The organism is Helicobacter pylori, assembly GCF_003637685.1.
GTDB classification, from domain to species: Bacteria; Campylobacterota; Campylobacteria; order Campylobacterales; family Helicobacteraceae; genus Helicobacter; species Helicobacter pylori_CJ.
This window is the reverse complement of sequence record NZ_MVWW01000006.1, coordinates 12,694-31,423: the sequence shown is the minus strand read 5'-3', so window position 1 is coordinate 31,423 and position 18,730 is coordinate 12,694. Positions and strand designations below refer to the sequence as shown.

The 18,730-nt window shown below is 39.1% G+C and carries 14 protein-coding genes and 4 tRNA genes; 12 read left to right on the top strand and 6 right to left on the bottom strand.

The window, feature by feature from the left end; all coding sequences use genetic code 11:
- Nucleotides 1-3 precede the first annotated feature (3 nt).
- From EAL44_RS05380 to pheS, 6 genes are all read right to left on the bottom strand, one after another.
- Nucleotides 4-552, bottom strand: coding sequence for a hypothetical protein (locus EAL44_RS05380; RefSeq protein WP_121075561.1), 549 nt, complete (start codon nucleotides 550-552; stop codon nucleotides 4-6).
- Between the two features lie 28 nt (nucleotides 553-580).
- On the bottom strand, nucleotides 581-2,239 hold the full coding sequence (locus tag EAL44_RS05375) for a 30S ribosomal protein S1 (RefSeq protein ID WP_121075558.1): 1,659 nt from the start codon (nucleotides 2,237-2,239) through the stop codon (nucleotides 581-583).
- A gap of 120 nt (nucleotides 2,240-2,359) precedes the next feature.
- Complete coding sequence (locus EAL44_RS05370) at nucleotides 2,360-3,184, bottom strand: 4-hydroxy-3-methylbut-2-enyl diphosphate reductase (protein ID WP_121075556.1); 825 nt, start codon at nucleotides 3,182-3,184, stop codon at nucleotides 2,360-2,362.
- A complete protein-coding gene (gene aroA / locus EAL44_RS05365) occupies nucleotides 3,174-4,463 on the bottom strand; it encodes a 3-phosphoshikimate 1-carboxyvinyltransferase (protein ID WP_121075552.1) in 1,290 nt (429 codons plus the stop codon). Before aroA ends, EAL44_RS05370 begins: the two co-directional genes overlap by 11 nt.
- 3 nt (nucleotides 4,464-4,466) lie before the next feature.
- Complete coding sequence (gene pheT, locus EAL44_RS05360) at nucleotides 4,467-6,761, bottom strand: phenylalanine--tRNA ligase subunit beta (protein ID WP_121075549.1); 2,295 nt, start codon at nucleotides 6,759-6,761, stop codon at nucleotides 4,467-4,469.
- Nucleotides 6,761-7,747 (bottom strand): phenylalanine--tRNA ligase subunit alpha, encoded by a 987-nt coding sequence (gene pheS, locus EAL44_RS05355; RefSeq protein ID WP_121075546.1) that lies wholly within the window; start codon nucleotides 7,745-7,747, stop codon nucleotides 6,761-6,763. The genes pheT and pheS overlap by 1 nt, the downstream gene beginning before the upstream one ends.
- An 80-nt stretch (nucleotides 7,748-7,827) precedes the next feature.
- On the opposite strand from pheS, the gene EAL44_RS05350 reads away from it, so the two are divergent.
- From EAL44_RS05350 to EAL44_RS05285, 12 genes are all read left to right on the top strand, one after another.
- Nucleotides 7,828-8,142: a histidine triad nucleotide-binding protein gene (locus tag EAL44_RS05350; protein ID WP_001100331.1), complete on the top strand. Its 315-nt coding sequence runs from the start codon at nucleotides 7,828-7,830 to the stop codon at nucleotides 8,140-8,142.
- Nucleotides 8,143-8,160: 18 nt separating this feature from the next.
- Nucleotides 8,161-9,483, top strand: coding sequence for an aminotransferase class V-fold PLP-dependent enzyme (locus EAL44_RS05345; protein WP_121075543.1), 1,323 nt, complete (start codon nucleotides 8,161-8,163; stop codon nucleotides 9,481-9,483).
- Between the two features lie 25 nt (nucleotides 9,484-9,508).
- Entirely contained in the window at nucleotides 9,509-10,099 is a 591-nt protein-coding gene (locus tag EAL44_RS05340; protein ID WP_000352066.1) for a DUF3972 domain-containing protein, read from the top strand.
- Between the two features lie 103 nt (nucleotides 10,100-10,202).
- The gene (locus EAL44_RS05335) at nucleotides 10,203-12,593 is read left to right on the top strand and encodes a molybdopterin guanine dinucleotide-containing S/N-oxide reductase (RefSeq protein WP_121075540.1); all 2,391 of its coding nucleotides are present in this window, start codon (nucleotides 10,203-10,205) and stop codon (nucleotides 12,591-12,593) included.
- Nucleotides 12,594-12,777: 184 nt separating this feature from the next.
- Entirely contained in the window at nucleotides 12,778-13,275 is a 498-nt protein-coding gene (locus EAL44_RS05330) for a hypothetical protein (RefSeq protein ID WP_121075537.1), read from the top strand.
- Complete coding sequence (guaA, locus tag EAL44_RS05325; protein ID WP_121075534.1) at nucleotides 13,272-14,798, top strand: glutamine-hydrolyzing GMP synthase; 1,527 nt, start codon at nucleotides 13,272-13,274, stop codon at nucleotides 14,796-14,798. Before EAL44_RS05330 ends, guaA begins: the two co-directional genes overlap by 4 nt.
- 83 nt (nucleotides 14,799-14,881) lie before the next feature.
- Nucleotides 14,882-15,631, top strand: a complete 750-nt coding sequence (gene hpaA2 / locus EAL44_RS05315; RefSeq protein WP_121075531.1) for an HpaA2 protein — start codon at nucleotides 14,882-14,884, stop codon at nucleotides 15,629-15,631.
- A gap of 182 nt (nucleotides 15,632-15,813) precedes the next feature.
- Nucleotides 15,814-15,891: transfer RNA gene (locus tag EAL44_RS05310), tRNA-Pro, on the top strand.
- A 67-nt stretch (nucleotides 15,892-15,958) separates the two neighbouring features.
- Nucleotides 15,959-16,035 (top strand) — tRNA-His (locus EAL44_RS05305).
- Between the two features lie 61 nt (nucleotides 16,036-16,096).
- A tRNA-Arg gene (locus EAL44_RS05300) sits at nucleotides 16,097-16,173 on the top strand.
- A gap of 22 nt (nucleotides 16,174-16,195) precedes the next feature.
- Nucleotides 16,196-16,272 (top strand) — tRNA-Arg (locus tag EAL44_RS05295).
- 586 nt (nucleotides 16,273-16,858) lie between these two features.
- On the top strand, nucleotides 16,859-18,730 hold the full coding sequence (locus tag EAL44_RS05285) for a mechanosensitive ion channel family protein (protein WP_121075528.1): 1,872 nt from the start codon (nucleotides 16,859-16,861) through the stop codon (nucleotides 18,728-18,730).

The window sequence follows — 18,730 nt, the reverse complement described above, 5'->3', positions numbered from 1 at the left end:
AATTTAAAAAACAGCATGATAGCGTATTTTATAATAGTCTAAATCAGCTAGCAAGCGTTCTTTTTTGTTTTTGTCTAAATAGATGATGAGGTTGGGTTGGTTTTTGGTGCTATCGTAAGCGTAATCAATTCGTTCTTTTTTGAGGATTTCTTTTAAGCACCACCATTGATAGTCCTTTAAATCCTTAATGATAAGCTTTGAATATTCCCTTTTTTTTTCTTCAAAAGGGATTTCAAAATGATGCTCTATAACAGGGTAATTGACAACTTCTTGCGCATCAAGGTTTTGAGAAAGGGCGTTATTGCGATCTTCTTCGTTATGGGGGGCTTTTTCATTACGAGAGGTTTCATTAGGATTATTTTCTTCTAGGTTGATGTCATGGCTTTTTGCATCTGTTTGAGAGAAGCCTTTATTGGTTTGAGAGATCGCATTGGTTTGAGAAATCGCATGAGAAGTAGTGGGCATTTCTTTTTTAACGCTTAAAAACAAATAGGCTAAAACGCCAAAAGCGATAGCTAGGGAGATAAAAGCAACAACACTCTTAAATCTCATGCCATTCTCATGTTTTTAAAATCACTCTTTAGAGTTTTTCTTTAAGAATATCCCCTAAAGTCATTTTATCATCGCTCGTGTTAAAAGCTTGCAATTCTTCTTTTTCTTTTTTACGCTCTAACCTATGCACAGAAGCACGCACCTTGTTGTTAGATTTTTCAATCGCAACCACCACGCATGTGATTTCCTGCCCTATTTTGATTTCATCTTTTTTCAAGGGGTTCAAATCTTCATTTTTGATCAGCACATCAATGCCATCAGCATGAATGAATACGCCAAAATCCTTAATACTCACCACTTTGCCTTGAATCACGCTGTCTGTTTTATGCTTTTGAGCGAATTCTTCTGTGGGGGAAGTCACCAAGTGCTTCGCGCTCAAAGAAATCTTTTTATCTTTTTTGTTGATTTTAAGGATTTTCACTTTGATCACATCGCCAATTTTATAGTGGTCCTTGCACTTTTTATCTTTATCCCAAAAAGCGTCGTGATTGTGGAGCAAACCATCCACCCCACCCAGATTCAAAAACGCCCCAAAATCCGTTAAAGTCGCCACTTTGCCCTCTAAAACATCCCCCACTTGGTGTTTGGATTCAAAAACATCAAAAGGCCTGTTAGTGAGTTGTTTTAAAGAAACCCTTAAGCGGCGGTTTTTAGGATCAATGTCAATGATCTTCACATCAATCTCTTGCCCCACGCTCAAGTAATGGCTAGGGTGGCTGACATTTTTATCCCAAGAGATTTCAGAAACATGCAAAAAGCCTTCAATATCATTACCAATATCCACAAACACCCCATAATGTTCAATATTGCTCACCACCACCTTAATGGCGTATCCGGGTTTTAGCTTGTCTTGGATCTCTTCCCATGGGTCTTCTATGGTCGCTTTTATGGAGAGCGAAAGGCGTCTTTTTTCTTCATCATAAGCGATAGCTTTGACATAGACTTCATCGCCCTCTTTGTAGTATTTTTCAGGATTGACTGGTCCTTTATGGCTGATTTCAGAATAATGGACCAAGCCCTCAATCCCCTTAGCTTCTACAAAAATGCCAAAAGGGGTGATCTGGCGTACAACCCCTAACACCGGCTCTGTGGCTTCTAACAATTCTTTAGAAATCTCAAGCTGTCGTTTGTCATTGACTTCAAAGAATCGTTTGCGAGAAATATTGATAGAATGGTTTTCCTTATCCACACGAATGATGCACGCTTTAATGCGTTTGCCGATATGGTTTGCGTCATTCTTTAAAGAAGAGTGCGAGCGGGAGAGGAAATACTCCACGCCTTGAGACTCCACGATATAGCCCCCTTTATTTTTGCCTACAATCTTGCCTTCAATAATGGCGTTTTCATAGTTTTCGCCTAATTCTTCAATTTTAGCCTGAATCTTTTGTTGGGAAATGGCCTTTTTGTAGGAAACGCTAGGGTGTTCGCCTTTCTCGGACACATGCACGACAATGGGGTCATTTTTTTGATACAGCAACTGCCCCTTTTCATCGGTGATCTCGCTCAAAGCCAAACGGCCTTCTGTCTTACCGCCCACGCTCACCATGGCATAACCATCATTCTCATTGATGGAAACGATTAGCCCTTCTTTAATAGTGCCTTTTTCTAGGGTTTCTTCTTTTTCTAAGAGCTTTGCGAAGTCTTCCTCCTCGTCATTAAAGTTCTGATCATCTGCTATCTTGCTCATTGACTGCCTTACTATAAAATAAATATAAAATCCTTAAGGGGATTGTATCCTTTTTTGGCTTACAAAATCGTTTAAAAACTAACAATTAGCGGTTTTTTTAAAGAAAATTTTCAAAATGTGTTAAATCGTGCTGATTTTTTGCTTGACATTTTCTATAATCCAATCCGGCGTGGAAGCCCCAGCGGTAATCCCGCACAATTTCTTATCCTTAAACCACGCTAACTCTAATTCGTTTTCATCTTCTACCAAGTAGCTGTCTTTGCAATGCTGTTTGGCGATGCTTAAGAGCTGTTTGGTGTTTGAAGAAGTTTTACCGCCCACGACTATCATAATATCCACTTCCTTACTCAAATCCAAAGCGGCTTTTTGGTTGTAGGAAGTAGCGTTACAAATCGTGTTAAAAATACGCACTTCAGTGCATCTTTCCACCAAATAAGAAGCGATTTGCAAGAGTTTTGGGGTTTGTTTGGTGGTTTGAGAAACTAAAGCCACTTTCCGTTGGAGCTTTTTTTCTTGCAACTCTTCTAACGAATTGACGACTAGAGCTTGGTTAGTGGCATAGCTTATCACGCCCTTGACTTCAGGGTGGTTAATATCCCCAAAAAGCACGATTTGATACCCTTCTTTACTCATGGACTCCACAATTTGTTGAGGTTTGATCACATACGGGCAAGTCGCATCAGTGATTTTAACCCACTTGTTTTTCAAGTATTCTAAATCCTGCTTAGGAATGCCATGGGTTCTTATGATCACGCTCTTATTTTTAGGGATTTTTTTAGGGTCTTCTTCAATTTTCACATTGAAGTTTTTTTCCAAACGATTGATTTCTTTAGCGTTATGAATGAGCGAGCCAAAAATCAAGCTGTTTTGATTTTTTTCAGCGATTTGTATCGCTCTTTTGACGCCAAAACAAAAACCATAATCCTTAGCCATTTTAATTTCCATTGAGACTCCCTTTTTTGAATAGATTGAGTAAACGCTTGAATTGCGGGAAAGAAATGTTTGCGCATTCTAAATTATCAATTTCTAAAGGCAGTACTAAAGTTAAAACAGCGAAACTCATCGCAATCCTGTGATCATTGAAACTCTTGATAATAGGGGGTTTAATCCTAGAAAAGCGCTGTTTTAATGGGTTTATATCTTCTAATCCCTCTACATAAAACCCGTCTTCAAATTCTTCGCACTCAATCCCTAAAGCTTTGAAATTAGAAACAACCGCTTTAATCCTATCGCTTTCTTTAGATCGTAAATCTTTAGCGTTTTTAACCATGCTTTTGCCTTTTGCAAAAAGCATAGCGATGCTTAAAGCGGGGATTTCATCAATAAGGCTGGCGATATTTTGATCAATATTGATCGCTTTTAAAGGGGCATGTTCTATGTAAATATCGCCAATGATTTCTAAATCTTTGGATTGAATCGCATACTCTATGGAAGCGCCCATTTTTTTCAACGCTTCAAAAGCTTCTATGCGAGTGGGGTTGAGCAAGACATTTTTTAAAAGAAGGCGGCTTTTTGGCGTAATCGCGCAAGCGAGGGCGAAAAAAAACGCACTAGATGGATCATTGGCTATCTTAAAATCAAAGGCTTCTAGGGGTTTTTCTAAGGGTGAAATTGTTAAAACGCCGTCTTGATTGTGAATCTTAGCTCCCAAACTTTTAAGCATGATTTCTGTGTGGTTACGGCTAAGCTCGCTTTCTTTATAGGCACTTGCGCCTTGAGCTTGTAGAGCGCTTAAAATAAAAGCGCTTTTGACTTGAGCTGAAGCGATAGGGCTTTCATAATGACAAGCTTTTAAAGGACTCCCTACAATCACTAATGGGGCGAAATGGTTATTCTCTCTCCCTAAAATCCTTGCCCCAAAAGCTTTCAAAGGCTCAATGATTCTTTTCATGGGGCGTGCGTTTAAGGAATTGTCCCCGCTTAAAACAAAAAGCCCTTTTTGAGCGCTTAAAAGCCCACTGTATAAACGCATGCTAGTGCCAGAATTGTTGCAATTTAAAATCTTGTTAGGCTCTTTTATAGCCGTTGGGGGCGTGATTTTAAAAGAATTTTTGGCGGTATTTTCCACTTTAGCCCCTAAATTTTGAGCGATTTCTAAAGAGCTTAAACAATCTTCTCCCATTAAAAAATTCCGCACGAAACAAGGCTTTTGAGCGAGCAAGCTAAAAATAACGGCTCTGTGTGAGAGCGATTTATCGCTAGCGTTAATGTCAAGCTCTATCACATATCATCCTTTAAGGCGGGCGTTAAATTCTTTTTCTAAAATTTCAAGTGCTTTTTGCACGGCTGAATTGACCTCTTCATCATTTAGGGTTTTTTCTAAAGAATGGATCACGCAACGCACGCTTAAGGCTATGGTGTTATCGCTTTCTTTAAAAATATCAAGGGGTAGAATCTCGCTTAAATTAGGGATTTGAGCGTCTTTTAGGGCTTTTTTAATCCCGCTAAAAGCGGTATTTTCATCAATGATGAGAGTCAAATCCCTCACACTGCTAGGGTAAATGCTAAAGGGTTTTAATAGCATGGCGGGGCGTTTGAGTTTAGAAGCGTCTATCTCAGCATAATAGCTTTCAAACAAATCTAATTCCTGGATCACTTTAGGGTGGATTTTAGCGATCACGCCTATGATTTCATTGTTTTGAATGATCTTAGCGCTCTGGTAGGGGTGGTTAATGGGGGTTTGATTGGTTAGTTTTTCTAGGCTAAAATCCCCTATAACTTTTGAAACGCATTCAGCGAAAGAATAAAAATCCCAAGCCTTGCCCTTAGCGTCAGGGTAGCTTTCTTTTTTTTGTAAGCCGCTTACTAAAAAGCCTAGTTTTTGGATCTCTTCTCTTTTAGCGTTATACACGCTCCCTTTTTCATAAAGGGCGATGCTTTTAAACCCTAAATTTTTATTCCTTAAGCTAGCGTCTAAAAGCCCGCAAACAAGGCTCGTTCTTAGGGTGTTGAGATCCGTTGTGATAGGGTTTTGCAATTCTAGGGGATCTTCTAAAACTTCAAAGCCCAGTTTTTGCTGTTTTTCTTTAGAATAAAACACATAATGAATGACTTCTTTAAAACCGCAAGCGAGAGCCTTGTGTTTAAGGTTTTCAAAAAAGCGGTGCGTGTCATAATGGGGGTTTGAATTTTTACTGCTGACACAATTAAGGGGCTTTGAGACTAGATTATCAATCCCTACAAAGCGCAAGATTTCTTCAGCAATATCTTGGATCGTTTTAATATCATGCCTGAAATTGGGAACGATAACCTCTAAAATTTGGGGTTTTGAATTTGGCTCTTTTACGCTGACTTTAAAGCCTAAATTTTTTAAAATGCTTTGAATTTTTTCTTTCTCTACAGCAAGCCCCAAAATTTCGGTAATGTCTTCAAGTTGGAATGTAAGGGTGCGATCCTTTAAAGAATGCTCAGTTTGTTTGCTTTCTAAAATCGTGGCTTTCAAATGAACGCTTAAAAAATTCAAGCCGTCTGATACATTAGGGTTACTCCCCCTAGCGCTCCTATAAATAAGGGCGTTGTCTTTTTGAAGCGTTTTATCTTTTAGGGCGTGTAATTTTAAAGACAGGCTTATCGGATCAATATAACTTGCTTCTAAAAGCAAACACTCGCTCAAATCTTTTTGATCTTGATGCTTGATAGCGATAATGGAGCGTTTTTGATGGTTGATATAAACGCTTTCAAGGTCGTTTTCATCGTTTTTCACGCTCAAATCCATAGGGGTTGTATTCAGGCTATAAGCGTTCATTATTACCCCACTAAAATGCGTGCCAAATTCTATGAAATTCTTTAGTTCGTTCTCACTTAAGGTATTATTGTGAGCGAGCGAAAGTTTGATATTTAAAGGGGTTTTTAAAGAATGGTTGCAAACCAAATAATAAGCCAGATGCGATTCAATATTTTCATTTGCACTAAGCGTGATCAAATCGCTTTTTGGCGTCAAGTTTAAAGCCTTGATAGGTTTTAGGGGCGTGTGATAAAAGGCGCTAATTTCTCTGGCAATACCTAAAACGCTCAAGCAATCCCCACGATTAGGAGTCAATGAAATTTCTAAAACATGCGTGTTGAAAGGGGCGTATTCGTTTAATTCTTTCCCCAAAACCAACTCCCCAACACTCTCATCTAATTCCAAGATGCCATCATTGATTTTAGGGAAGCCTAATTCAATGCTAGAGCAAATCATGCCGCAACTTTCAACCCCCCTAAGCTCCGTTTTAGCGATGGTTGTTGAGCCAATTAGCGCCCCATTTAAAGCGACTGGCACGAATTGGTTTGGCGCAACATTTTTAGCCCCACACACGATTGGTAACACTTCTTTGCCAATATCCACTTGACACACGCTGGGTTTTTCGGCGTTTTTATGGGGGGCTTTTTCTAAAACCCTACCCACAACCACATTTTTAGGAGCGATACAAGGGATACAGCTCTCCACTTCTAAACCTAAGCGGCTCAAATTTTCACAGAGTTTGGCTATATCTTTAGGCGTATTGACAAAAACATTCAAATCATTGACACTCAGTTTCATTAAAAGCTCTCCAACACTCTCAAATCAGTTTCAAAAAAACTGCGTAAATCATTGATTTGACAAGTCAGCATGGCCAATCTTTCAATCCCCATGCCAAAAGCAAACCCGCTCACGCTCTCATACCCTATGGCTTCAAACACCGCATTATTGACCATGCCACAGCCTAACACTTCCAGCCAACCTGTGTGCGAGCAAACCCTACAGCCTTCTTGCTTGCAAAACACGCAGCTAATATCCACTTCAGCGCTTGGCTCTGTGAAAGGGAAAAAGCTAGAGCGCCACCTTAATTTCACGCCCCCAAAGAAATAATGCAAAAAGTCTTCGATCACGCCCTTTAAGTGCGTGAAACGGATATTCCCTTTTTGATCCACGACAAGCCCTTCAATTTGGTGGAACATGGGCGTGTGGGTCAAATCATAATCGCGCCTAAAGGTTTCGCCTAAACAAATCATTTTAATGGGTGGGGTTTGTTCTTGCATGGTGTGGATTTGAACGGGCGAAGTGTGGGTCCTTAAAAGCTTGTGATCTTTAAAATAAAAAGTGTCTTGCATGTCTCTTGCAGGATGGTAAGGGGGCAAGTTTAAAGCACTGAAATTGTGGAAATCATCTTCCACTAAAGAGCCGATTTCAAGCTTGTATCCTAATGGGGTAAAAAACTCAATGATTTTATTTTTAGTATAATTTAAAGGGTGAGAAGAGCTTGTTTTGATAGCGTTAAACAAACTCACATCAATTTTTTCTTTTTTCAAGCGTTCTTCTAATTCAAGCTCTAAAATAGCCTTTTTTTTCCATTCAAAGGCCTTTTCAAACGCTTGCTTATAATGGTGGATTTCTTTAGCAAAGGCGTTTTTTTCTTCGCCATTCAGATTTTTGAGCTGGTTGAATTTATCCGCAAAAACCCCTTTTTTACCCAAAGCATTCAAGCGCACTTCTTCTAGCTCTTTGCTATTAGTAACCTTTTCTAATCGCTCTATTAAGGTGTGCAATAACGATCCTTATATTTTATTTTTAAAAAGCTATAATACAACTTTAATAAAAGAAAAACCTTAAAAGGGGGCAAAAAAGCATGAATGTGTTTGAAAAAATAATCAAAGGCGAAATCCCTTGTTCTAAGATTTTAGAAAACGAGCGTTTTTTATCCTTTTATGATATTAACCCTAAAGCTAAAGTGCATGCGTTAGTGATCCCTAAGCAAAGCATTCAGGATTTTAATGGCATCACCCCAGAGCTTATGGCTCAAATGACAAGTTTTATTTTTGAAGTGGTGGAAAAATTAGGAATCAAAGAGAAGGGTTACAAGCTTTTAACCAATGTGGGTAAAAACGCAGGGCAAGAGGTGATGCATTTGCATTTTCATATTTTAAGCGGAGACAAACATTAAAAGCGTTGGTGGTAGTTCGTGCAAGCGTTTTTAAACAGGAGTTTTGCCCCCTTACTCAACCCTAACGAGAATCCTTTAGAGCAAGTTAAATCCAGTATTATTTTAAAAAAAGGGGTGTCTTATTTTGACTGGGGGGCTTCAGGTTTAGCGAGCGCTTTAGTGGAAAGGCGCGTGAAATCCTTACTGCCTTATTACGCGAACGCTCATTCTGTCGCTTCTAAACATGCGATTTTAATGGGCATGCTTTTAAAAGAGTGCCAAGAAAAATTGAAGCGTTCTTTAAATTTGAGTGATAATTATTGCGTCTTGAGTGCAGGGTATGGGGCGAGTTCAGCGATTAAGAAATTTCAAGAAATTTTAGGGGTGTGTATCCCTTCAAAAACGAAGAAAAATTTAGAGCCGTATTTGAAAGATGTGGCTTTAAAGCGTGTGATTGTAGGGCCTTATGAGCATCATTCTAATGAAATTAGTTGGCGTGAAGGCTTGTGTGAGGTGGTGCGTATCCCTTTAAATGAACATGGCTTGTTTGATTTAGAAATTTTAGAGCAAACTTTAAAAAAATCCCCTAACAGCTTGGTTTCTATAAGCGCGGCTTCTAATGTAACGGGACTGCTTACGCCCTTAAAAGAAGTTTCATTGTTGTGTAAGAAATATAAGGCCGATTTGGCTTTGGATTTAGCGAATTTTAGCGCGCATGCTAACCCTAAAGATTGCGAATACCAAACCAGTTTTTATGCGCCTCATAAGCTTTTAGGGGGTATTGGAGGGTGCGGTCTTTTAGGCATTTCTAAAGATTTGATTGACACGCAAATCCCCCCGAGTTTTAGTGCAGGGGGCGTGATTAAATACGCTAATCGCACACGGCATGAATTTATTGATGAATTGCCTTTGAGGGAAGAATTTGGCACGCCAGGATTGTTGCAATTTTACAGGAGCGCTCTAGCGTATCAATTAAGAGATGAATGCGGTTTGGATTTTATCCATAAAAAAGAAAACAACCTTTTAAGAGTGCTTGTGCATGGCTTAAAAGACTTGCCCGCTATTAATATTTATGGGAATTTAACAGCGCATCGTGTGGGGGTAGTGGCTTTTAATATTGGGGGGATTTCGCCCTATGATTTAGCGAGAATCTTAAGTTATGAATACGCTATTGAAACCCGGGCAGGTTGCTCTTGCGCAGGGCCTTATGGGCATGATTTATTGAATCTTAACGCTCAAAAGTCAAGCGATTTTAACGCTAAACCCGGATGGCTTAGAGTGAGCTTACACTTCACGCATTCTATAAACGATATTGATTATTTGCTGGATAGCTTGAAAAAAGCGGTTAAAAAATTGCGTTAAGCTAAAACTATTTTTAAGGAAAAATTTGGATATTTTAGATTTGAACAAAGCGCAAGCGGTGCAACAAAATGAGCAAGAGGTAGAGGATAAAGAAAAAGAGTCTAAAGAGCCGGTGGTTTTAGAGGATTTGAGCGCTTTAGCATGGCTTGAATTAGAAGAGTTCAGCCGCCTTTCAGGGCTTCCTAAAGAAAGGATTTTAGAATTAGTCAATATTGGTAAGATTAAAAGCAAAATAAGCCACAACAAGCTTTTAATTGATGCAAGCAGTGGGACAAACGCTCTAATCAAAAAGGTAGAAAATAATTTGATTTCTATGGATATGAACGGGCGTTCTTTAGAGCCTGTGTTTGTGGAAAAGACCATTAACACGATTTTAAATTTGCATGATAAAGTCATTAGCGCTAAAGATGAAACGATTTCAGCCTTTAAAAATGAAAACATGTTTTTAAAAGACGCTTTAATCTCTATGCAAGAAGTCTATGAAGAAGATAAAAAAACCATTGATCTTTTGCGCGATGAACTCAATCAAGCGAGAGAAGAAATTGAATTTATGAAGAGGAAATACCGCTTGATGTGGGGGAAAGTCGCTGACATGAGCAGCGTGAATAAAAAGTAGTTTTCAATTAACGCCCATGATGAGGGCTTATTAGCGGTAATTTTAGGTGAATCTATGTTAGAATTTGGGGTGTTTTAACAGAATGCAAGCTTGAAGGAGAATCATGTCCATTTCACGCAGAAGTATCCTAACAAAAATCCCACTCGCGCTCGCTAGCACTAATGTTTTGAAAGCTGTTGGTGTTTTTGAAAAAGTAGAATCCATTCCGCATGCAACGCATTTTGGTCCCTTTATCGCAAAGGTTCAAAATGGAGTGATTAAAGATATTGTCCCTCAAAAGAGCGATTATAACCCTACTATGATGTTAAAAGCGATGGCAGATAGGGTGTATTCAGATAGTAGGGTGAAGTATCCTTGCGTGCGCAAGAGCTTCTTAGAAAACAAAAAAAACCACAAAGAATTGCGAGGGAGGGAAGAGTTTGTGCGCGTGAGTTGGGATGTGGCGTTGGATTTAGTGGCTAAAAAGCTTAAAGAAATCCCTAAAGAAAACATTTATAATGCCAGTTATGGTGGTTGGGGGCATGCGGGCAGCTTGCATCGTTGTCATCATTTAGCATGGCGTTTTTTTAACACGACTTTAGGGGGGGCTATTGGCACTGATGGGGAATATAGTAATGGTGCGGCCGCAAGAATAAACCCTATGATTGTAGGGGATATGGAAGTCTATTCGCAACAAACCACGCATGAAGAGATGATTAAAAATTGTAAGGTGTATGTCATGTGGGGGGCGGATTTATTCAAGTGCAACCGCATTGATTATTTTGTGCCAAACCATGTCAATGACAGCTACTACCCTAAGTATAAAAGAGCCGGTATTAAATTCATTAGTATTGATCCCATTTATACCGAAACCGCTCAAGCCTTTAATGCTGAATGGATACCCATTCGCCCTAACACTGATGTAGCGTTAATGCTAGGCATGATGCATTATCTTTATACAAGCAATCAATACGATAAAGAGTTTATCGCTAAATACACTGATGGTTTTGATAAATTTTTACCCTATTTGCTAGGAGAGAGCGATAAGGTGCCTAAGACTTTAGAATGGGCATCTCAAATCACTGGAGTGAGCGCAGAAAAAATCAAAGAATTAGCGGATTTATTTGTCTCTAAGCGCACTTTTTTAGCGGGTAATTGGGCTATGCAAAGAGCTCAGCATGGCGAGCAACCGGATTGGGCGTTAATTGTTTTAGCCAGCATGATTGGTCAAGTGGGCTTATCGGGTGGGGGCTTTGGCTTTTCTATGCATTATGGAGGAAACGCTCAAGCAAGCTCTGGGGCAAGAATTGTTCCTATGATTTCGCAAGGGCATAATTCTGTAAAAAGCGTTATTCCAGCATCTAGAATTTCTGAAGCGATTTTGAATCCGGATAAAGAAATTGATTTTATGGGTAAAAAACTCAAATTACCTAAAATCAAAATGATCTACAATTGCGGGACGGATTTATTAGGGCATGAAGCTGATACAAACGAGCTGATTCGCGCTTTAAGGACTTTAGATTGTGTGATCGTGCATGAGCCTTGGTGGACGCCTACGGCGAAATTTGCTGATATTGTCTTTGCTTCCACTAGCACTATGGAAAGAGATGATATTACTTTTGGAGGGAGTTATTCTAAGAATGTGGTTTATGCCATGCGTAAGGTAATAGAGCCTGTTTATGAATCTAAAGACGATTATGAGATTTTCAGGCAACTTGCTTTACGCATTGGGGGCAATGAAACAGAGCAGAAATTCACTGAATCTAAGAGTTACATGGAATGGATTAAGGGCCTTTATGAAAAAAGCGATGGCCCTACTTTGAAATCGTTTGATCAGTTTTGGAGGGATGGCTTTGTGGAGTTTGAAATCCCTGAAAATGCGAGAAAGTTTGTGCGTCATGCGAAATTCAGGCAAGACCCTATCGCTAACAAGCTGGATACAGAGAGCGGGAAAATTCAAATTTTTTCTCAAAAATGTGCGGATTTTAAATTGGCCGATTTTAAAGGGCATCCTACTTGGTTTGAGCCAGCTGAGTGGCTAGGCTCTAAAATGGCTGAGATTTATCCGTTCCATTTAATCTCTCCGCACCCAAAATACCGTGTCAATTCACAGCTTGATAACACTTGGGTTAGGAATGTGTATAAAATTCAAGGCAGAGAGCCTGTAATGATCAACGAACTAGACGCTAATAAATTAGGCATTAGGCATGGTGAAATTGTAGAAGTGTTTAACGCTAGGGGGAGGTTGTTAGCAGGGGCGTTTGTAACTAAGAATATCCGTCAAGGGGTTTTGAGTATCCAAAAAGGGGCATGGTATGACCCAGAAGATGTGAGGGTTAGAAACCCACGATGCAATGCAGGGCATGTGAATACGCTCACTTCTTTACGCCCCACAAGCAGCATGACACAAGCCATTTCAGCCAATACCGCTTTAGTCAATATCAGAAGACTTAGAAGGTATGAATTAGTCAAGCCCTACCATTCTATTTCAACACCAAGCATCATTGGGGCTTAAACGGAGTGAAAATACTAGCATGAGAGTGTTTTTACCCAATAAAGACTTAATAACTAAAGACTTGACTACTAGCCAAGTCAAAGCGTGGGGCGATTCTTAATTTTTATATTATAATACTTTGCGTCATGTAGCCTATAGTTATGCAACTATTATGCAACCGATGATAAGTCAAGGATTATAAAAGATGAGCGTTTTTCAAATGAGTTTGAAATGTTGCGTGGGGTTGGTTTTGTTTATGGGGGTCTTATTGGGGGATTCCAAAGCTTTTAAGGTTAGGGTGGATAAAAGTTTAGCTCTGCCCTTTTTAAATGTGCTTTCATTAGCTTTTAAACAAGACATGAAAACAGATCTCATTTTTGTGGTTACCAAAAGCAATAAATTGAGTAAAAAAGTCCTTTGTGGTTTTGACGCTTTTTTATTGCCTGAGGCCCTAATGAGCGGCATGCCTAAAAAAGCGCTATTCCATAAGGAGTTTTTATTCCAATCTAAAGAAAGTAAGACGCTCTATGCGTTTTCGCTGATTGATTCTCAATACTGCTCAAAAGGTGGGAATTACAGATACGAATTAGAAAGATTGGAACGCTGGTTTGTGCAAAAAGCGCCTGAGTTAGCTGAGAGCCACAGGGTGGATTATAAGAGCCAGTATGATAAAACACAAACAAAAATAAAGAATGAGCGATGATTTTAGTATTAGATTTTGGGAGCCAATACACACAGCTGATTGCTAGAAGATTGAGGGAGAGCGGGATTTATGCAGAAATAGTCCCTTTTTTTGAAAGCATAGAAAACATTCAAAAAAAAGCCCCTAAAGGTTTGATTTTGAGCGGGGGGCCAGCGAGCGTGTACGCTAAAGACGCTTATAAGCCTAACGAGAAAATCTTTGATTTGAATTTGCCGATTTTGGGGATTTGCTACGGCATGCAGTATTTGGTGGATTTTTTTGGGGGGGTGGTGGCTTGCGCGAATGAGCAAGAATTTGGTAAGGCTGTTTTAGAAATCGCTCAAAATTCCGTGATTTTTGAAGGCGTGAAGATTAAAAGCCTTGTGTGGATGAGCCATATGGATAAAGTCATAGAATTGCCCAAAGGCTTTATTACCCTTGCAAAAAGCCCTAATTCCCCCCATTGCGCGATTGAAAACGGCAAGATTTTTGGCTTGCAATTCCACCCAGAAGTCGTTCAAAGCGAAGAAGGGGGTAAGATTTTAGAAAATTTTGCCCTTTTAGTTTGCGGCTGTGAAAAAACTTGGGGGATGCAGCATTTCGCTCAAAGAGAAGTTGCAAGGTTGAAAGAAAAAATTGCTAACGCTAAGGTTTTGTGCGCGGTGAGTGGGGGCGTGGATTCTACGGTGGTCGCTACGCTATTGCACAGAGCCATTAAGGATAATTTGATCGCTGTTTTTGTGGATCATGGCTTGTTGCGTAAAAATGAAAAAGAAAAAGTCCAAGCGATGTTTAAAGACTTGCAAATCCCTTTAAACACGATAGACGCTAAAGAAGTCTTTTTATCTAAATTAAAGGGCGTGAGCGAGCCTGAATTGAAGCGAAAAATCATTGGCGAAACCTTTATTGAAGTGTTTGAAAAAGAAGCCAAAAAGCACCATTTAAAAGGCAAAATTGAATTTTTAGCCCAAGGCACTTTATACCCTGATGTGATTGAATCTGTGAGCGTTAAAGGGCCTTCAAAAGTGATCAAAACCCACCATAATGTGGGCGGACTGCCTGAATGGATGGACTTTAAACTCATAGAGCCTTTAAGGGAATTGTTTAAAGATGAGGTGCGCTTATTGGGTAAAGAATTGGGCGTTAGTCAGGATTTTTTAATGCGCCACCCTTTTCCAGGGCCTGGGCTTGCTGTAAGGATTTTAGGCGAAATCAGTGAGAGTAAGATCAAGCGCTTGCAAGAAGCGGATTTTATTTTTATAGAAGAGCTTAAAAAAGCCAATTTGTATGACAAGGTTTGGCAAGCTTTTTGCGTGCTGTTGAATGTCAATTCTGTGGGGGTTATGGGGGATAATCGCACCTATGAAAACGCTATTTGTTTAAGAGCGGTGAATGCGAGCGATGGCATGACAGCGAGCTTTTCATTTTTAGAGCATTCTTTTTTAGAAAAGGTTTCTAACCGCATCACTAATGAAGTGAGCGGTATCAATAGGGTGGTGTATGATATTACCTCTAAACCGCCAGGAACGATTGAATGGGAATGATTATCTTAAAAATAGCGCTAAAAGTGGGATTTTTTGGGTAAGATTAGGAATTGATTTTAAAGAAAAAGAAAGAAAGGAATTTAATGAAAAAAGGTAGTTTGGCAATCGTTTTAGGATCGTTACTAGTAAGTGGGGCGTTTTATACGGCTCTAGCTGATGGGATGCCTATGAAACAGCAACACAATAATATGGGCGAGTCAGTGGATTTGCATTTCCACTATCCTATTAAAGGCAAGCAAGAGCCTAAAAATAACCATTTGGTTGTCTTAGTCGATCCTAAGATAGAGGCTAATAAGGTTATCCCTGAAAATTATCAAAAAGAATTTGAGAAGTCTTTGTTCCTCCAGTTGAGTAGTTTTTTAGAGAGGAAAGGCTATAGCGTTTCGCAATTTAAAGATGTTAGCGAAATCCCTCAAGACATCAAAGAAAAAGCGTTGCTCGTTTTACGCATGGATGGGAATGTGGCTATCTTGGAAGATATTGTAGAAGAGAGCGATGCGCTTAATGAAGAAAAAGTGATAGACATGTCTTCAGGGTATTTGAACTTGAATTTTGTTGAGCCAAAAAGTGAAGATATTATCCATAGTTTTGGTATTGATGTTTCAAAGATTAAAGCTGTGATTGAAAGGGTGGAATTGCGGCGCACCAATTCTGGAGGTTTTGTCCCCAAAACTTTTGTGTATAAGATTAAGGAAACCGACCATGACCAAGCCATTAGAAAAATCATGAATCAGGCCTATCACAAAGTGATGGTACATATCACCAAAGAGTTGAGCAAAAAACACATGGAACGTTATGAAAAAGTTTCTAGTGAAATGAAAAAACGAAAGTAGTTTTTAAGGAACGAAAAGCTTAGAATCATTGAGAGTTGTTTTTAAAAAAGTAACTTTTAAAAGGGTTGGGGAGTTGGATTAGGTGTTTTTTGAGCGTCAATTTTGATTTTTAGCGGTATTTTTGAAAAATTACGCTCAAAAATTAGAGAATTCAGTTATAATAACACTTCATGTGAAAATTTCGGGGCGTAGCGCAGTCTGGTTAGCGCACTTGGTTTGGGACCAAGGGGTCGAAGGTTCGAATCCTTTCGCCCCGACCACTTTTTTGCATAATTTGTTGTTCTGTTTAAAATTCTTTGGTAGAATATCGCTTCCTTTCATTGAATGGTGGGAGTAGCTCAGTCGGTTAGAGCATCAGATTGTGGTCCTGAGGGTCGTGGGTTCGATTCCCATCTTCCACCCCATCTCATTAAATAAGCGTTTTACCAAGTTTTTATGTTAGTCATTCCTTTATTTGAATTGTAAGCGTTCGTAGCTCAATTGGATAGAGCACCAGACTTCGGATCTGGGGGTTAGGGGTTCGACTCCCTTCGGGCGTACCACCTAACATTAATACCATTCAATGCGCTTGTAGCTCAGCTGGATAGAGCAACAGCCTTCTAAGCCGTAGGTCGCAGGTTCGAGTCCTGCCAAGCGCACCACTTTTGACATTCTTTAAAGAGGAGTTATGGATTCTTTAGAGTGGGGATTACTCATTTTCTTGATTCTTGTTTTTCTTGTAGGCATAGGATACTACATTTTTATGGTTCTTTCTTCTAAAGATTGATCATTAAAAATAGCTCAATCACAAGAAGTAGGGTTGGGAACTTCTAAAACACAGATCTTACATGAAAACATTTAATAAAAGCGGTTATAAAAACCTAAAAAGTGAAACATGTAAGAATAAAAGACATGCACATTATCCGTGACTTTATTGCACCGAACAGGGAAAGCTTTTTGACTACGGCCTATGCGAAATCCTACTATAAAAATATTAAATAAAGCAAGATTTGTTAAAAATTAAGGCTGTATTTTAATTGTAAAATGTAAAAATACTCAAAGCATCGCATCAAGCGATGTAGCGATCTGAAAAGAGGCTCACAATTGGGATGAAGCCCGCTTTTTAGGGATAAATAAAAAGCGTTTTCAAATTGCATGGGTAACTTTATGGGGCGAAGCGTTTCTAATTTTTGGTATAATCGCTAGAAATTGTGAGAAAAATTTTATCTTGTTTGAGTGGGGTTTCGCATGCGTTTATTATTGTGGTGGGTATTGGTATTATCGCTCTTTTTAAATCCTTTGAGAGCGGTTGAAGAGCATGAAACAGATGCGGTGGATTTGTTTTTGATTTTCAATCAAATCAACCAGCTCAATCAAGTCATTGAAACTTACAAAAAAAACCCTGAAAGAAGCGCTGAAGTCTCTCTGTATAACACCCAAAAGAACGACTTGATTAAAAGTTTGACTTCTAAAGTGTTGAATGAAAGGGATAAGATCGGCATTGATATCAATCAAAATTTAAAAGAGCAAGAGAAAATCAAAAAGCGTTTGTCTAAAAGCATTAAGGGCGATGATTTCTACACTTTCATGAAAGATAGATTGTCTTTAGATATTTTGTTGATAGATGAAATTTTGTATCGTTTTATAGATAAAATCAGGAGCAGTATTGATATTTTTAGCGAACAAAAAGATGTGGAAAGTATCAGCGATGCTTTTCTTTTGCGTTTAGGGCAATTCAAACTCTACACTTTCCCTAAAAATTTAGACAATGTCAAAATGCATGAATTAGAGCAGATGTTTAGCGATTATGAATTGCGTTTGAACACTTACACCGAAGTCTTGCGTTACATTAAAAACCACCCTAAAGAAGTGCTTCCTAAGAACTTGATTATGGAAGTGAATATGGATTTTGTGTTAAACAAAATCAGCAAGGTCTTGCCTTTCACAGCCCATAGCTTGCAAGTGAGTAAGATCGCGCTAGCTTTGATGATTTTAGCCTTATTGCTGGGTTTAAGGAAGTTGATCACTTGGCTTTTAGCCTTATTGTTAGATCGTATTTTTGAAATCATGCAGCGCAATAAAAAAATGCATGTCAATGTGCAAAGTAGCATTGTTTCGCCGGTTTCTGTCTTTTTAGCCCTATTCAGTTGCGATGTGGCTTTAGATATCTTCTACTACCCTAACGCATCGCCCCCTAAAGTTTCTATGTGGGTGGGTGCGGTGTATATCATGCTTTTAGCATGGTTAGTGATAGCGCTTTTTAAAGGCTATGGGGAAGCGTTAGTTACGAATATGGCTACCAAAAGCACGCACAATTTTAGAAAAGAAGTGATCAACTTGATTTTAAAAGTCGTGTATTTTTTGATTTTTATTGTCGCGCTTTTAGGGGTTTTGAAACAACTAGGGTTTAACATTTCAGCCATCATCGCTTCTTTAGGGATTGGGGGGTTAGCGGTGGCTTTGGCGGTTAAAGATGTGTTGGCGAATTTTTTTGCTTCTGTCATTTTATTGTTAGACAATTCGTTTTCTCAAGGGGATTGGATCGTGTGCGGTGAAGTGGAGGGCACGGTGGTGGAAATGGGGTTAAGGCGTACCACGATCAGAGCTTTTGATAACGCTCTTTTGTCCGTGCCTAATTCAGAGTTAGCCGGAAAACCCATCAGGAATTGGAGCCGGCGTAAAGTGGGAAGGCGTATTAAAATGGAAATAGGCTTAACCTATAGCTCTAGCCAAAGCACTTTACAGCTTTGCGTGAAAGACATTAAAGAAATGCTAGAAAACCACCCTAAAATCGCCAATGGAGCCGATAGCGCTTTGCAAAATGCGAGCGATTACCGCTACATGTTTAAAAAAGATATTGTTTCTATTGACGATTTTTTAGGGTATAAAAACAATTTGTTTGTCTTTTTAGATCAGTTTGCGGACAGCTCTATTAATATTTTAGTGTATTGCTTTTCTAAAACAGTGGTTTGGGAAGAGTGGCTAGAAGTCAAAGAAGACGTGATGCTAAAAATCATGGGGATTGTAGAAAAGCACCATTTGAGTTTTGCTTTCCCATCACAGAGTTTGTATGTGGAGAGTTTGCCAGAAGTTAGCCTGAAAGAAGGGGCTAAAATCTAA